The 16435-nt window shown below is 70.0% G+C and carries 12 protein-coding genes; 3 read left to right on the forward strand and 9 right to left on the reverse strand.

Going from position 1 to position 16435, the window contains the following annotated elements; translation table 11 throughout:
- Positions 1-34: 34 nt before the first annotated feature.
- Genes JJ691_RS02340 through JJ691_RS02355 form a run of 4 tightly spaced genes read right to left on the reverse strand, consistent with a single transcriptional unit; the run spans position 35 to position 4309 of the window.
- The gene (locus JJ691_RS02340; protein WP_211767142.1) at positions 35-997 is read right to left on the reverse strand and encodes a TAXI family TRAP transporter solute-binding subunit; all 963 of its coding nucleotides are present in this window, start codon (positions 995-997) and stop codon (positions 35-37) included.
- Complete coding sequence (locus tag JJ691_RS02345) at positions 994-2346, reverse strand: sensor histidine kinase (protein ID WP_211767143.1); 1353 nt, start codon at positions 2344-2346, stop codon at positions 994-996. Before JJ691_RS02345 ends, JJ691_RS02340 begins: the two co-directional genes overlap by 4 nt.
- 1 nt (position 2347) lies before the next feature.
- Positions 2348-3007 (reverse strand): response regulator transcription factor, encoded by a 660-nt coding sequence (locus tag JJ691_RS02350; protein ID WP_211767144.1) that lies wholly within the window; start codon positions 3005-3007, stop codon positions 2348-2350.
- Between the two features lie 9 nt (positions 3008-3016).
- Positions 3017-4309, reverse strand: a complete 1293-nt coding sequence (locus tag JJ691_RS02355; protein ID WP_211767145.1) for an MFS transporter — start codon at positions 4307-4309, stop codon at positions 3017-3019.
- Between the two features lie 127 nt (positions 4310-4436).
- Between JJ691_RS02355 and JJ691_RS02360 the strand changes: the two genes are divergently transcribed.
- Positions 4437-5522, forward strand: a complete 1086-nt coding sequence (locus JJ691_RS02360; RefSeq protein WP_211767146.1) for a terpene synthase family protein — start codon at positions 4437-4439, stop codon at positions 5520-5522.
- Between the two features lie 22 nt (positions 5523-5544).
- On the opposite strand, the gene car is transcribed toward JJ691_RS02360, so the two are convergent.
- The 5 genes from car to JJ691_RS02385 all read right to left on the reverse strand — a co-directional run bounded on the left by car (position 5545) and on the right by JJ691_RS02385 (position 14698).
- Positions 5545-8970, reverse strand: a complete 3426-nt coding sequence (car, locus tag JJ691_RS02365; RefSeq protein ID WP_211767147.1) for a carboxylic acid reductase — start codon at positions 8968-8970, stop codon at positions 5545-5547.
- A gap of 100 nt (positions 8971-9070) precedes the next feature.
- Positions 9071-9526 (reverse strand): PaaI family thioesterase, encoded by a 456-nt coding sequence (locus tag JJ691_RS02370; protein WP_211767148.1) that lies wholly within the window; start codon positions 9524-9526, stop codon positions 9071-9073.
- Positions 9527-9540: 14 nt separating this feature from the next.
- The gene (locus tag JJ691_RS02375) at positions 9541-10116 is read right to left on the reverse strand and encodes a TetR/AcrR family transcriptional regulator (RefSeq protein ID WP_211767149.1); all 576 of its coding nucleotides are present in this window, start codon (positions 10114-10116) and stop codon (positions 9541-9543) included.
- A 332-nt stretch (positions 10117-10448) separates the two neighbouring features.
- The gene (locus JJ691_RS02380) at positions 10449-11582 is read right to left on the reverse strand and encodes an HNH endonuclease signature motif containing protein (RefSeq protein ID WP_211767150.1); all 1134 of its coding nucleotides are present in this window, start codon (positions 11580-11582) and stop codon (positions 10449-10451) included.
- A 380-nt stretch (positions 11583-11962) separates the two neighbouring features.
- Entirely contained in the window at positions 11963-14698 is a 2736-nt protein-coding gene (locus JJ691_RS02385) for an FAD-binding and (Fe-S)-binding domain-containing protein (RefSeq protein ID WP_442912596.1), read from the reverse strand.
- Positions 14699-14771: 73 nt separating this feature from the next.
- Here JJ691_RS02385 and fabG point away from each other — a divergent pair, with 73 nt between their 5' ends.
- Together fabG and fabI are read left to right on the forward strand one after the other, a co-directional pair.
- The gene (fabG, locus tag JJ691_RS02390; RefSeq protein ID WP_211767151.1) at positions 14772-15476 is read left to right on the forward strand and encodes a 3-oxoacyl-[acyl-carrier-protein] reductase; all 705 of its coding nucleotides are present in this window, start codon (positions 14772-14774) and stop codon (positions 15474-15476) included.
- Positions 15477-15523: 47 nt separating this feature from the next.
- Positions 15524-16291, forward strand: coding sequence for an enoyl-ACP reductase FabI (gene fabI, locus JJ691_RS02395; RefSeq protein ID WP_211767152.1), 768 nt, complete (start codon positions 15524-15526; stop codon positions 16289-16291).
- The last annotated feature ends 144 nt before the right edge of the window (positions 16292-16435 follow it).

Genomic DNA, 16435 nt, shown 5'->3' on the forward strand with positions numbered 1-16435 from the left:
GGATGATCTTGGTTCAGGGGTGCCTGTGGATAACTCAGCCGTGGAGTTGGCGGTAGGCCTGGGCGGCACCGGGATGCAGGGGGATGTCGGCGGTGCCGATGAGGGTGCGGATGTCGAGGAACTGGGTGCCGAGGGCTTCCTGGGGGACGAGTTGGTCGGCTCGGTTGACCAGGACCTCGGCCACGGCGGCGGCGACGTCGTCGGGGAGGGAGGGCAGGCCGACGAGGAGGTTGGCGACGCCGATGGTGGAGACCTGGTGCACGAAGCGGTAGCCGCCGGAGGGGACCGGGAGCTGTTCGTAGAGCATGCCGTAGCGGGAGCGGAGGGTGGGCAGGACGCCGTCCAGGGGCAGCAACCGGATGCCGATCGAGGAGTCGAGCTTGGCCAGGGCGGGAGTGGGGACGCCGCCGGACCAGAGCAGGGCGTCGATGGCCCCGGAGGCGAGCGCGGAAGTGGCGTCGGACAAGGGAAGATGGCGCACGACGGGGGTGATGCCGGCGGCGGCGAGGATGCGGTCGCCGGTGAGGGCGGCGCCGGAGCCGGAGGCGCCGAGGGACACGGCGCGACCGTCCAGATCGGACACTGAGCGGGCCGGGGAGTCGTTGCGGACGACCAGTTGCATGTAGTTCTCGTACACGCGGCCGATGGCCCGCAGGTCGATCGCGGAGGTGAACGGCGCGAGGCCGGAGCTGGCGGAGCGGGCGGTGTCGGCGAGGACCAGGGCGAGGTCGGCCTTGCCGGCGCGCAGCAGGTCGATGTTGGCGACACTGGCCGTGGTTTCGACGGCGGTGCACCGCAACCAGGACTGGGTGGCGTTGATCTGGTCGGCCAGCAGCCGGCCGAAGGCGAGGTAGAAGCCGCCGGACTCGCCGGCGGCGATGGTGAGGGAGCGGGAAGGGCTGGAGGTGGTGCAGCCGGCGGTGAGGATGCCGGCCGCGGCGGCGGTGAGGAAGGCGCGGCGGTTCAAGGTGAAGGCCGAGCCGGCGCGGCGGGTCATGACGGCAGCTCGATGATCACGGCCAACCCGGTGGAGGAGGCCGGGCGGAGGGTGAGGGTGCCGCCGCGAGCGGTGATCAGGCGTTCGGCGATGGGCAGCCCGAGGCCGCTGCCCCGAGGGTGACCAGCCCGGCGGGAGCGCCAGAACCTGGTGGTGGCCAAGGGAAGTTCGTTGGCGCTGAGGCCGGGGCCGTTGTCCACGACGGTGATCGCCGCAGGGGAGCAGGACACGGTGACCTGGGAGCCGCCGTACTTGATGGCGTTGTCGAGCACGACGTCGAGGACCTGGCTGAGGTCGTGCTCGGGGCAGCGGATCTCGAAGGAGGTGTCCACATCCCCGTAGCACAGGGAAACGCCGGCGTCGGAGGCGGCGACGGACCAGAAGTCGACACGGTCCAGGACAACGGCGGCGGCGAGGCAGGTGTCGGGGTCGGGGGAGGCGGCCAGGAGGGTGGCGGTGTGTTCGGCATGGGCCATGGCCAGCAGACCGTCCAAAAGGGACTCCAGCCGCTCGACCTCGGCGACGGCGGAATGGTACGACGCCTGGCCGTCGGGAACGACCCGAGGGGCCAGGGAGTCGACCCGCAAACGAAGGGCGGCCAAGGGGTTGCGGAGCTGGTGGGAGGCGTCGCTGATGAGGCGGCGCTGTTGCTCGGCGGCGGAGCTGACGGCGTCGGACATGCGGTTGAAGGTGGCGGCGAGCTCCCGAAGCTCACGGGGACCGTCACGGCCCCGCAGGTGGGTGTGGACCTGCCCGGCGGCGACGGCGCCGAGACCACGGGAGAGCTCGGCCAAGGGACGCAGCACCCAGCGGGCGACGACGAGCGTGAGCAGCACGCAGCCGACGAGGGCGGCGAAGGCCCCGGCGAGGATGACGGCCCAGCCGGCGGCGACGTCGGAGGCGGCGGCCCGGACCGACGCCCGCATGACGACGGCCCCGATCACCCGGGAGCCGATGCCGATGGGGCGGGCCAGCAGAACGTCCGAAGTGGACCAGGGCAGCACGTCGTCCAGACCGGGGGCGGGCTGGTTGCGCAGGGCGGCGTCGATCACGGGGGCCACGTCGGGGGTGTCCACGTTCAGCCCGCCGGTGGCGATGATGGGCTGCCGCTGCGCGTTCACCACGATCACCGGCTCCCCGTAGAGCGAAGTGAACCGGGTGACCTCGCTGACCAGCTGGGCCTCGTCGTCCTGCTGGGTCAGCCCGGCGAACCGGTCGAGGTCGGCGGTGCGGCTGATGGACAGCTGCTGGGTGCGCTCGCGGGCGGTCACCATCAGCAGCGGCAGGGCGAACGCGGCCACGGCCGTGACCGAGAAGACCAGCAGCACCACCAACAGTCGGGTCCGCACGTCAGCCGCCGAGCCGGTAGCCGAAGTTGCGGATGGTGGTCAGCAGCCCCGGTCGGCGCAGCTTGGCCCGCAGCTGCGCCACGTGCACGTCGAGCGACCGCGAGATGGCCAGATAGGCGTCGCCCCACACCTCGTCCATCAGCTGCTGCCGGCTGACCGCGGCCCCGTGCCGGACGGCCAGCACGGCGAGCACGTCGAACTCCTTGGAGGTCAACGGAATCAGCTCGCCGCCGGCGAAGACCTGCCGCGAGTGCAGGTCGATCCGCACGTCACCGAGCTCGACCACGGTCGGTGGCGGCGTGGTCCGCGCCGCCGCCCGCCTCGACACCGCCTCCATCCGGGCCAGCAACTCGGCCAGCCGGACCGGTTTGACCAGGTAGTCGTCGGCCCCGAGGCGCAGGCCGCGCACGACGGACCGCTCGTCGCCGTGCGCGGTGAGCACGAGCACCGGCAGGTCGGTGACCCGCCGGAGCTTGCGCAGCACGTCGAGCCCGTGCATGTCGGGCAGGCCGAGGTCGAGCAGCACCAGGTCGGCCCGGTGGTGCCCGGTCAGCGCGTCCGCGCCGCGCTCGACCCGGGTCGGCTGGTGGCCGGCCGTGGCCAGCGCCTCGACCAGGGCCTTGCCGACGCCTTCGTCGTCCTCGACCAGTAACACACGCACGCCCGTCACCTAATCATCCAGAGCCGATTCCTTGGCGGTTTCGCGCATTGTCGCGTAGACGATCAGGGACACGAGCACACAGCCGGCCACGTAGTAGAAGAACACCGACTCGTGGCCGGCCTGCTTGAGCCACAGCGCGATGTACTCGGCCGTGCCGCCGAAGATGGCCACGGTCAGCGCGTACGGCAGGCCGACGCCCATGGCCCGCACGTTGGTCGGGAACAGCTCGGCCTTCACGATGGCGTTGATCGAGGTGTAGCCGGTGACGATGACCAGCGAGCCCAGCATGATCAGGAACGCCAGCACCGGCGTGTGGGTGCCGGCCAGCAGGGTCAGCAGCGGCACGGTGAGCAGGGTGCCGGCGACGCCGAAGAACAGCAGCAGCGGCCGCCGGCCGATCCGGTCGGACAGCGCGCCGGCCACCGGCTGGATCACCACGAACGCCAGCAGGGCCAGGAAGTTCACCCAGGTCACGGCGTTGATGTCGATCTTGCTGGTGTTGACCATGAACTTCTGCAGGTAGGTCGTGTAGGTGTAGAACGCGACCGTGCCGCCCAGCGTCAGCCCGCACACCAGCAGGCACTCCTTGGGATGCTGCAACAGCACCCGCAGGCTGCCCCGCTCGCCCGACGAACCCTGGTTCACGAACGCCTCCGACTCGTCCATCGTGCGCCGCAGCCACATCACGACCAGCGCGCCCAGGGCCCCGATGACAAAGGCGATCCGCCAGCCCCAGGACGCCATCTGCGCCGAGGACAGCGTGTGCTGCAGGATGATCTGCACGCCCAGCGCCACCAGCTGGCCGGCGGTCAGCGTGACGTACTGGAAGCTGGAGTAGTAGCCCCGTTTGCCCGGTGTGGCCACTTCGGACAGGTAGGTGGCCGAGGTGGCGTACTCGCCGCCGACCGAGATGCCCTGGGCCAGCCGGGCGGCCACCAGCAGCAGCGGTGCGGCCACGCCGATCGAGTCGTAGCCGGGGGTCAGGGCGATGACCAGCGAGCCGACCGCCATCATCGCGACGGATAACGTCAGGGCGGCTCTTCGGCCGTAGCGGTCGGCGTATCGGCCCATCAGCCAGCCGCCGATCGGCCGCATCAGGAAGCCGACCGCGAACACCCCGGCGGTGTTGAGCAGCTGGGCGGTGGCGTCGCCGGCCGGGAAGAAGACCTTGGCGAAGTACAGGCTGAACGCGGTGTAGGCGTACCAGTCGTACCACTCGATGAGGTTGCCGATGGACCCGCGCAGCACGTTGCCGATCACGCGGCGGCCGGGCCGCACGTCCTCGTTGACGTTGACAGTCATGGCGCTCAATGTCAGGTCCGAGCTCGGCGTCGACAAGGAGAACGGCCAACGCTTTACATCCGCTTAGGGTTTCGACCTACGCGATCGCGTGATGTGGGCCGCGTGGGGTCGGGCCACGCTGGCCGCCATGACCGACGACCAGCTACTCGTGGAGCTGCCCCCGCGGTACTGCCCGGTGCCGGTGGCCACCCATCCGGACGCGGACCTGCTGGAGAGCCGGGGCGCCGACTGGCTCACCCGCTACGGCCTGGGCGGGCCCCGGCTGTGGGCCAACGACTGTGCCGGCTTCTACGGCCGGATCATGCCGACGGCGGCCACCGAGCGGCTGCAGATGGCCGTCGACTGGTGCTTCCTGATGTTCGCGTTCGACGACATCAACTGCGACGAGGTGGCGCCCAGCGCCGCCGGCCGGCAGTTCGTCGACATCGCGACCCGGGTGGTGCGGGCGATCGAGGTGCCCGACGTGAACCTCGGGGCCGGCTCCGACCCGTTCCTGGCCCCGGTGCGCGACCTGGCGCTGCGGGCGCACAAGTTCGGCACCCCGACCCAGGTGCGACGGCTGGTCGAGGGGCACCGCGCCTGGTACCTGGGCGTGCTGTGGGAGCTGCGGTGCAGGCTCGCCGACGTCACGCCGAGCCTCAACGACTACGCCCACCTGCGCCAGCACACCGCCGGCGGATTGGCCACCACCAGTTGGATCGAGATCGTCGACGGCGTCGAGATCCCGTCGGCCGAACTGGACTCGCCGGCCGTGCGGGCCCTGTCGGAGCTGTCGTTCACCATCGCCGCGTTCGACGACGACCTTTTCTCGTACGGCAAGGAGACGTGGTTCGCGGCCCGCGAGTCGACCCCGTCCCACTGCAAGCTGAACCTGATCGACATCGTCGCCGCCGAACGGGGCCTCGGCGTCGAGGACGCCCTGGCCGAGTCGGTGCAGCTGGTGAACCGGATGACCTATCGGTTCGTCCAGCTGCGCGACGCCGTGTTGCCGTCGGCCGGCGAGCCGTTGCGCAACTACCTGGAGTGCCTGTCCCGGCTGCTGCGCGGCAACATGGAGTGGGGCCTGTTGGCGCAGCGCTATCGCAACCCGGACGGCCACTCGCCCGACGCCGTGCACACCGTGGGTTCGTGGACGTCCGAGCCGCCGGCCGATGCCGAAGTGCCGCCGGGGATTCCGTCCGTCGCCTGGTGGTGGGACCGGGAGCTGGGCTGACCGCCCCCGGTCCGGTCCACAGTCAGATCAGGGACAGGTGGCGCAGGTCGTCGGCGTACTTGTGGATCAGGTCGGCGGTGATGTGCGGGATGTCCTTGTCGGGGCCGATCTCGGCGGCGCGGACGGCCTCGTGGAAGCGGTCGACCGGGACGCCGGCGCTGTTGACGGCCTCGGCGGGCGCGGCGAAGGCCTGGAGCAGGTGCAGCACGGAGTTCTGTCGCTGCTTCTCGGGCAGGGCGCGGATGGCCGCCCCGAACCGGGTGAACCACGTGTCGTAGTCGTCGATGCGGGTGATGGTGTTGCCGGCGGCGACCAGCCAGTCCACGATGACGTCCAGGGAGATGCCGTCGGAGTGCGGGTTGAACACGTTGAACGTCCGATATCCCTGGCTGGTCCCGGATCCGATGACGGTGATGGCCTCGGCGGTGAAGTCGGCCGGCAGGCCGTCGTAGTGCGCGGGCCCGGAACCGGGGCGGTAGAAGGACTTCGGGGCGATGCCGGTGACGATGAGGCTGAGCAGCAGGCGGGTGAACACGTCCGGCACGTTGACCTGGCCCCGGTAGCGGCTGTGCGCGAGGATCAGGTCCGAGCGGAACACCGAGACCGGCAGCCCGCACAGGTCGTGGGCCTCCCGCAGCAGCACTTCGCCGGCCCACTTGCTGGTGGCGTACCCGTTGGCGTAGCCGTCGCCGAGCGCGCGGACGGAGCTGGTGATCCGGATGTCGGCGTCCTCGTCGGCGATGGTGGCGCTGCCCTCGATCACCGCGACCGTGGACAGGTAGGTGATGGGCTTGAGCCGGGTGGTGAGCGCGAGCCGGATCAGCTCGGCGGTGCCGACCACGTTGGGGCCGAACAGCTGGTCGTACGGGAGAACGTGGTTGACCAGCGCGGCCGGGTGCGAGATCAGGTCGACGGTGTCGGCCAGCCGCTGCCAGGTCTTCGCGTCGAGTCCCAGGTCGGGTTCGCCGATGTCGCCGGGCAGGATCTTCAGGTGCTCGGCGGCGAGTTCGCGGAAGTGCCGCAGCAGCTCGGGATCGCCGCTGTCGAAAGCCTCCTCCAAACGAGCCAGGGCGGCCTCGGCGTCCCGGCCGCGGACGACGCAGATCAGCTTGCCGCCGACCGGGGCGAGCCGTTCCAACCACTCCAGGCACAGGAACCGGCCGAGGTAGCCGTTGGCCCCGGTGAGCAGGACAGTCCTAATAGGACCGTCGGGCAGCGGCAGCGACGCGGCGGTGGCCAGGGTCGAAGCGTCGATGAACTTGGCCAGCTTGAGATCGGCGGCCCGGGCCTCGCCGGTGTCGTGTACCGAGGCGAAGGTGGGGCGGGTCGTCCCGGATTCCACGGCCGTCTCGACGGTCTCGGCGATTCGCCGCAGCGTGCTGGTGGGGCTGATGACCACGCCCACCGGCACGTCGACGGCGAAGATCTCCTTGAGCAGAGTGGAGAACGTCAGCGCGGACAGGGAATCGCCGCCGAGGTCGGTGAAGTGCGTGTCGGACTGGGGCAGACCGGCGGAGCGGCCGAGCACGGCCTGGGCGGCCCGCAGCACGGCGTCGAGCACCGGTTGGTCGCGGCCGGCCTCGCGTAGCGCGTGCAGCTCGCTGGCCTCCCGCTCGGCGAGCTCGGTGTAGAGCTGCTCCAGCCGGGCGCCGTAGTGGTCCTTCAGCCGTGGCCGCAACAGCTTGCGGGCATCGGAGAGCAGGCCGTTCGCGGTGCTGAACGGCTCGGTTTCGATCAGGAAGTCGCGCGGGATCTCGTACGAGTTCAGCCCGGCCTCCTTCGCGATCTCCTGTAGCGACTGGGCGATCGCCGCCTTGTCGGCGTTCTCCACGGGCACGACCACCGCCAGCAGGTAGGCGCGTTCGCTGCTGCCGTAGACGTAGATCTGCCGGAGCAGCGGACTGGCCGCGAACAGAGCCTCCAGTTTGGACACTGCCACGAACTCGCCCTGGGCCAGCTTGAGCACGTTCTTGCGGCGGTCCACGTACACCAGGTGGTTCGGTGCGGTCTCGGCCATGATGTCGCCGGTGCGGTAGTAGCCGTCGGCGTCGAAGACCTCGGCGGTGACGTCGGGCCGCTTGTAGTAGCCCGGGATGATCGTGGTGGTCTTCAGCAGCAGCTCGCCGCGCGGATACGGGGTGTCGGTGGTGAAGTAGCCCAACTCCGGCACGTCGTCGAGCTTGTAGTCGAGCACGGGCGGGTTCATGAGCTCGCCATCGACCATGATCGGGCCGGCCTCGGTGGAGCCGAAGCCGTCGAGCATGGGGAGTTGGAGGCGCTCGGCCAGCCAGTCGTTGATCTCGTCGGACAGCGGCGCGGAGCCCGAGCCGGCGTAGAGGACGCGGCCGCCGAGGAACGTGGTGGCGGGGTCCTCGTCGTGGTGGCGCTGGTAGAGCGTGTCGCAGATGCGGGGCACCAGGACCAGTTCGGTCGGCCGGGCCAGTTCGAAGTCCTCGAACAGCGTGGACAGGTCGCTGTGGGCCGGAAAGTAGCAGATGCCGCCGCGGGCCAGCGGCCGGGCCTGGAGCACCCGGCCGAGGACATGGCTCATCGGCAGGTAGCTCACGGCGATGCAGGGCAGGCTGAAGTCGGTCGGCAGCCAGCCGCGCCAGATGTCGGCGACCAGCCGAGACGGATACTCCGCGCCCTTGGGCGTGCCGGTGCTGCCCGAGGTGTAGATCAGCAGCGCGAGTTCGTCGGGATTCCAGTCGTGCGCGGAGACGGGCGGCAGCGCTCGACCTCGTTCGACCACTGTGGACAGTGCGTCGAGCGCGACCGGCCGGCCGGACTCGGCCAGCCGCTGCCGGGCCGCCTCGAACTTCTCGCGCTCGTCGTCCACCTCGGGGTGGTAGTCGAACACGAGGATTCGGTGCAGCGAAGCGCTTTCCTCGGTGGCGTCGAGGGCGACGTCCAGGAGTTCGACGCTGGTCGCCAGGACCAGCGGCTCGATCTCGGCGATGATCGGCCTCAGATGCGCTGCCGTGGCGCTGTTCTGCAACGGCACGGTCACCGCGCCGGCGTGGACGCAGGCCAGGTCGATCGCCGTGTAGTCGCCGCTGGCGAAGCCGACGGTGGCGACGACATCGCCGGGCCGGAGCGGATAGTCGTTGTGCTGCCGCAGTTCGGCGGCGATGGCCGCCGTGCGGTCCCAGACCTCTCGGTAGGTGACGGTGTCGAAGCGCGGCAGCAGTGTGCGCGTGGTGCGGCCGGTTTCCGGGTCCACCACGGGTTCGGTGGCTCGCTCGGCCAACGCGGGACGGTCCGCGTATCCCGTCATCACCAGCTCGATCTGGCGGCCCAGCGACACTTCCGGCGCCAGCAGTGCCTCGGTGATCACGTCGTCCGGCCGGGCGTCGCGAAACTGCTGGTCCGTGGCGTAGAGCCGGGCGGCGCGGCTGCGCACGCGGTCGTCGACGGTCGGGCGCACGAGATAGGAAGTGGTTGACATGACTGGCCTTCCCCAGACGAAGCAGGCCATCTACCTGCTGAGTCCTATTATTGAACTCTGGCTGGGTGGACGTCAACCGGGGTTTCGGATCATTGTGAGGTCAGCTCGCTTTGTCCAGAATCAAGCAGGTCGTGGAGGCGTGCGCGATCAGTCGCCCCTCGGCGTCGGTCACCCGGCCTTCGGCCGTGGCCGTGCGCCGACCGGCGTGGACGACCACGCCTTCCGTGGTGAGCAACCGGCCGTCGGTGTGTGCGGCTCGGACGTAGTTCACCTTGATTTCCAAGGTGGTGTAGCCCACGCCAGCCGGCAGTGTAGTGTGCACCGCGCAGGACATCGCCGTGTCGAGCAGGGTGGCCAGGACGCCGCCGTGCACGGTGCCCATCGTGTTGCCGAACTCCGGTCGGGTCGCGACCGACACGACCATCCGGCCCGGATCGACGGTTTCGAAGGTCAGGCCGAACAGCTGCTGGATGGCCGGGAAGCCGGCCGGTCTCTCCGATTGCACCCAGCGCAACAGTTCCAGACCCGACAGCTCTTTGGTGTCTACAGCGGACATTTCCCGTCCTTGACTCAGATAGTGTTCGCCACCAGCTCGCGGACCTCGGCCGCCGCCGCGTCCAATGGCTCGATGCTCTGCTCGGCGCGGCAGACGATCAGCGCACCCTCGACCACGGTGACGATGAGCGAGGCCAGCCTCTTTGCCCGCTCCTCCGGTACGCCGCCACGGGTCAGGATTCCCGTCAGCGTTTGCCGCCACTCACCGAAGATGCGCCCCGCCGACTCCGCGAGCTGCGGCGCGTCGTCGTTGGTCTCGACCGCCACCGCCGCGATCGGGCATCCGGTGCGGAACTGCTGGGTCAGCAGCTGCTCCCGCCACAGCGCGAAGAAGGCGTCGATCGTCTCGACCGGGTCCTCCGTCAGTGCTGCCCGGTCGATCAGCCCACCCACGTGCCGGCCGGCCAGCGCCACCGCCTCCTCGACCAGCTGCGTCCGCCCACCCGGAAAGTGGTGGTACAGCGACCCCCGGGGCGCGCCACTGTGCGTCAGCACCCGATCCAGCGTCGTCGCGTTCGCCCCGTACTCCCGCAACAACGCCGCCGCGCTCCGCACCATCCGCTCGCGGCTGTCACTCCTGCGCGGACTCACCGGTCCTCCCTCAGGTTGACGTTACCCGAGAGTAAGTATGCACTATGTCATAGAACATGCAAAGCGGTGCGGGGAGGGGCTGGGGGAGGGGTGCGGGGTGGTTGCGGTTAAGGCTTGGGCAGGCTGGCCTGGGACGACGGGGCGAGGGTGCTGGTGAAGCCGGGCGGGCTGGCCTGGGAGGACAGGGGTGAGGCTGGTGGAGCGGGCCGGCTGACTGAAGGAGGCGGGCGCATCGGTCCGTGTTTCACCGGCGAGGTGGCCACGGTGCAGCGGGCGCTGCGACAAGCGGTCCCGGCCGGGCTGGGTTCGGTTGGTGGGCGGCCCTCGCCTAGCTAGGCTGCCGCCCACCCGAATTCCGGCACCTCGTCGCTGATCTTGACTGACCAGTGGCTGTGGTGGATCAGTCGATGATGCTGCCCGCACAGCAGCACGAGGTTGTCCATGCTGGTGGGTCCGCCGTCTGCCCAGTGGATCACATGGTGTGCGTGACATTGCCGTGGTCTTCGATGACACCCCGGAAAGGCGCATCCCCGGTCTCGGATGATCAACGCCCGGCGGATCTGTGTCGGGATCGTGCGGGTGGCGCGCCCGATGTCCAAGGGCTGTGACTGGGCACCCAGGACCACGCGGAGGACGGTGCTGTCGCAGCCGATGCGGCGGGCTGAGGTGGCGTTGAGCGGCCCCGACCCGTCCATCTCGGCCGTACCGTGCTGGGCCAGGAAGTCGTCGAGCGGCATGGTCAGCGCCAGGTGGGGCTTCTCGCCGCCTTCGTCGGGAAGGCTGTCGCTGCCGGCGGCCAGGTCGATGATCTCGGCAAGGGCGTCGCCCTGACGCTGGGCGGTGGTGCGCGTGTCGTCGGCGGAGGCCGGCTTGGCCAGTGGGCTGAGCATCGCCTCCAGCGTCGCCCCGCTCTCCGGGTCGAGCTTGCCCCGGAACACCATCGAGCCGTCTTTGCGGTTGGTGTAGTGGAATTCTCGTTCGGGTTCGGCCAGGTCCGGGTCGTCGGGTTCTTTGCCGTCCTGGTCGAGCAGTTGCAGGATGCGCTGTCCGAGCATCCGCAGCGCCGCCCCATCGAACACGCGCGCCTTGTCCAGCAGTTCGGCCTCGACCTTGTCCCGGTCGGGCTCGGGCGCTTCGGCGAGTGTCTTGTCCAGCACGGTCAGGTGCTGCTTGCTGAGCACCCCCGCCCGCGCCGCCTCACGAACCGCCTCGCGCCGCAACAACTGGGCGTGCCGCAGCAGATCCCGCGCCTCCGCCCGGGTGATCTTCCACCGGGCCGCGAGATCCGCCACCAGCGCCCGCTGGTCGTCCTTGTCCCGCGCCGTGCGGTCCAACAGCTCGGCGACCAGTTCGACCTGTCGCACGTACTCGGCGCGCTGCCGGTCCTGGCTCTGCTGGCCGGCGGCCCACAGCGATCCCTCGTCCATGCGCCACCACTGGGCGTCGGCGGTCAGGGTCGCTTCCATGCCCCCGATTCTACCGTCCCAAATGTGATCGATTCCTGTTGTGGGGCAAGGATTACCTGTGTGGGTGACAAAACTCGGCAAGCGCTTTCCGACCTGGCTGCGGCGGGCTGGTAACCATTCCCGGCCAACGGCAACTGCGCGGTGCGGACACCCGAACCACACCCCACAACAGGCAACCCACCCCACAGCAAGGCGAACAACCAAGCCCGACCCCCACCCCAGTCCACAGCCATCCCTAGACGCGACCACCCACCCCGCCGCCGGCAAACCACCCAACGCCACCACCCGCCAACGGCAACCGCGCGGTGCGGACACCCGAACCACACCCACAGCCACCCAATCGCCCACCCAATCGCCCACCCGATCGCCCAGACGCGGGACTAGGGCTTGATCATCCCCGCCAGGAGCGTCGCCAGGTGTTGGGGTTCGCGGTCGGTGAGCTGGCGGATCTGGGTGCGGCAGCTGAAGCCGTCGGCGAGGACCGCGGTCGCGGGGTCGGTGGCGCGGAGGGCGGGGAGGAGGGCGTGGTTGGCGACGGCGACGGAGACGTCGTAGTGGCCAGTCTCGAAGCCGAAGTTGCCGGCGAGGCCGCAGCAGCCGGCGTCGAGGACGGTGGTGTCGACGCCGGCCGACGTCAGGGCGGAGCGGTCGGCGTCGAGGCCGAGTTCGGCGTACTGGTGGCAGTGGGGCTGCATGACGGCACTCTCGGAGCCGAGGGACGGCATCGCGGGGGCGACTTGCTCGGCGAAGGTGTGAACGCGGCCGGCCAGGCGTACGACGGCGGGATCGTCGGTGAGTTCCAGGGCGTCGGACTTCAGGAAAGCGGTGCAGCTGGGTTCGAGGCCGACGACGGGGGTGTCGGAGCCGTCCAGGATGCGGGCGGTGCGCCGCAGCACTTGTCGGGCGGTGCCGAGCTGGCCGGTGGACATCCATGTCAGTCCACAGCAGACCCGCTTGTGGGGCAAAGAAACCTGGAAGCCGAGGTGTTCGAGGACGGTCACGGCGTCGATGCCGATGCGGGGGTCGAAGTGATCGGTGAACGTGTCGGGGAACAGCACAACCGGGTCCCCGGCAACGGATTCGTGGCCCTTGAACCACGACCGGAAGGACTGGCGGGACACGGTTGGCATGGTGCGCCGGGGATCGATGCCGCCCAGCCGCTTGACGACCCGAAGATCGCCGAGGGCGTTCACCAGGCCGGGCGCCAACGCCAGCCACAGGGGGAGGAAACCCATGGAGTAGTGGGACATGGGCCGCAGCCGTCCCCGGTAGTGCTGGTGCAGGAACTCGGCCTTGTAGGTTGCCATGTCGACGTCGACGGGGCAGTCACGCTTGCATCCCTTGCAGGACAGGCACAAGTCGAGCGCGTCGCGGACCTCGGGTGACCGCCAGCTGTCCCGGATGACGGATCCGTTCAGCATCTCGAACAGCAGTCGGGCCCGGCCGCGGGTGGAGTGCTTCTCCTCGCGGGTGGCCCGATAGCTGGGGCACATCACGCCGCCGGAAGCGGTGAGGCACTTGCCGACGCCGACGCACCGACGGGTGGCCGCGGCCAGCGAGCCCTGATCGGCGTGCAGGGCCAGTTCCGTACGCACGGGAATCCGGGACGGGGCGACAACCACACGGAGATCGGCGTCCAGCGGCAAAGGATCGACGATGCGGCCGGGGTTCATCAAGCCGTGTGGGTCGAAGATGGTCTTGAACCGGCCGAAGGCGACCATGATCTCGGGGGAGTACATGCGCGGCAACAACTCCGAGCGGGCCTGCCCGTCGCCGTGCTCGCCGGACAGCGAACCACCGTGGGAGACAACAAGGTCCGCAGCTTCCTCCAGGAACGTCCGGTAGCCGGGACCGCGCAGGTCGAAGTCGATGCGCGTGTGCAGGCAGCCGTCGCCGTAGTGACCGTAGGTGGGCCCGCGCCGGCCATGCCGCCCGAGCAGGGCGTCGAAATCCCGCAGGTACGCCCCGAGTCGCGCGGGCGGCACCGCCGCGTCCTCCCACCCCGACCACGCCTCGGAGCCGTCGGGCATCCGGGTCGCCAAGCCGGCCCCGTCCTCCCGGATCCGCCACAGTTCCCGCATCCGCGCCGGTTCTGTGACGACCACGGAACCGGTCGCCCCCGGCATCGCCGCCACCACGGCCTCCGGGTCGACAGTCTCCACGAACAGCCAACTCCGCCCGGCCGGCAACGCCTTCAGCCCGGGTGTGCCGGGTTTGCGCTGCCGCAGGATCGACACGATGTCCTCGTTGACCCCCTCGATCGCCAGCACGTCCAGTGACAGCAACGCCACCACCTGGTCGGCCGCCGCATAGGTGTCCTCGAAACCCAGCACCACCAGCGAACGCCGCTCCGGCAGCGGAACCAGCTTCACCGTCGCGCCGAGCACCGTCACGCAGGTGCCCTCGCTGCCGACCAGCGCCCGCCCCACATGAAAGCCGTTCTCCGGCAGCAGCTGGTCCAGGTTGTAGCCGGACACCCGACGGGGAATGCGCGGGAAACCCGTCCGCACCGCCGCCATGACGTCGTCCCGCAACGCCCGCAGCTCGCGGTGCACCGGCAGGACATCGGAAGTGACCGGCCCGGCGTCGAAGCGGGTTCCGGCCGGCAGCAGCACGTCCAGCGACTCGACGTTGTCGACGGTCTTGCCCCACGCCACCGAGTGCGCCCCGCAGGCGTTGTTGCCGATCATCCCGGCGATCGTGCAGCGGCTGTGCGTCGACGGATCCGGCGCGAAGTGCAGCCCGTGCGCCGACACCATGGCGTTCACCACATCCGGCACGACCCCCGGCTGCACCACGGCGGTCCGGGCAGCCGGGTCCACGTCCAGCACCTTGTTCAGATGTCGGGAGAAGTCCACCACCAGCCCGTCGCCGCAGGAGTTGCCGGCGATGCTCGTGCCCGCGCCCCGGCTGGTGATCGGAACGCCCAGCTCCACGGCCACGCCGACGGCCGCCACCGCCGCGTCCACGGTCCGGGGCCGCACCACCGCGACCGGCACGTGCCGGTAGTTGGACGCGTCCGCCGCGTACACCGCCCGTGTCCCCGGATCGGCCAGGACCTCGCCGTCCACTTCGGCCCGCAGCCGCTCCACCAGCTTCGACGTCACGTCTATCACTTACCACCGATGCGGGCCGACCGGCCGGTAACAGATAGCCTCGCACGCGACACCAGCGAGACGAGGAGCATCTGTGGCACGGTCCGTACTGGTCACCGGCGGCAACCGCGGCATCGGCCTGGCCATCGCGCAGGCGTTCGCCGCGCAGGGCGACAAGGTCGCGATCACACACCGCGGCTCGGCGACACCGGAGGGCCTGTTCGGGGTGAAGTGCGACGTCACCGACGCCGACCAGGTCGACCAGGCGTTCACCGAGATCGAGGCGCACCAGGGGCCGGTCGAGGTGCTGGTCTCCAACGCCGGCATGACCGACGACACCCTGCTGATGCGGATGTCCGAGGAGCAGTTCACCAAGGTCCTCGACGCCAACCTGACCGGCGCCTACCGGGTGACCAAGCGGGCCAGCCGGGCCATGCTGCGGGCCCGCTGGGGCCGGATCGTCTACATCTCCTCGGTGGTCGCCCTCACCGGCAGCGCCGGCCAGGTCAACTACGCGGCCAGCAAGGCGGGCCTGATCGGCGTGGCCCGGTCCATCGCCCGCGAGCTGGGCTCCCGCAACATCACCGCGAACGTGGTGGCGCCCGGCTTCATCGACACCGACATGACCGCGGGCCTGCCGCAGGACGTCAAGGACAAGACGTTCGCGCAGATCCCGGCCGGCCGTTTCGGCGCGGCGAACGAGATCGCCGCGGCGGTCACCTTCCTGGCCTCCGACGGGGCTGCCTACGTCAACGGCGCGGTGCTGCCGGTCGACGGCGGCCTCGGCATGGGCCACTGAACCAACCAGGCCACTGAACCACTAAGCACGTCAGGAGAGGAAAGCACGTGACCGGACTGCTCGACGGCAAGCGCCTGGTGATCACCGGGGTGATCACCGACGCCTCGCTCGGCTTCCACGTGGCCCGGGTGGCGCAGGAGCAGGGCGCCAAGGTGGTGTTGACCGGGTTCGGCCGGCTCAGTCTGGTCGAGCGGATCGCCAAGCGGCTGCCCGAGCCGGCGCCGGTGATCGAGCTGGACGTCACCGACCCGGCGCACCTGGAGGCGCTGCCGGCCAAGGTGCGCGAGCACCTCGACGGTGTCGACGGCGTGCTGCACTCGATCGCCTACGGCCCGCCCTCCACCCTCGGCGCCGACTTCATGGAGGCCCCCTGGGAGGACGTGGCCACCGCGGTGCAGGTGTCGGCGTACTCGCTGAAGTCCCTGGTCAAGGCCCTGCTGCCGCTGATGACCGAGGGCAGCTCGGTGGTCGGCATGGACTTCGACGCCCGGGTGGCCTGGCCGGCCTACAACTGGATGGGCGTGTCCAAGGCGGCGCTGGAGTCGGTGACCCGCTACCTGGCCCGCGACCTGGGCCCGCGCAAGATCCGGGTGAACGTGGTCGCCGCCGGCCCGGTCCGCACCATGGCCGCCAAGTCCATCCCGGGCTTCGTCGACCTGGACAAGCAGTGGACCGAGCGGGCCCCGATGGGCTGGGACCCGACCGACCCGGACCCGGTCGCCAAGTCGGTGTGCGCGCTGCTGTCCGACTGGCTGCCGGCCACCACCGGCTCGATGGTGTGGGTGGACGGCGGTCTGCACGCCGTCGGCATGTAGCCGTTAGGGGCCTGAGGGCCCGGATACCCATGACTTTGGTCATGGGACGGCGGCATGCCGCCGGGGCGATGCTTCTCGGGCCCGTGCTGGCTACCGTTACCAGGCGTGGGCTCCGAAAAGTCGACGTCATCGCCAGCGCAGGAG

Source organism: Kutzneria sp. CA-103260 (assembly GCF_018263855.1).
Classification (GTDB): domain Bacteria; phylum Actinomycetota; class Actinomycetes; order Mycobacteriales; family Pseudonocardiaceae; genus Kutzneria.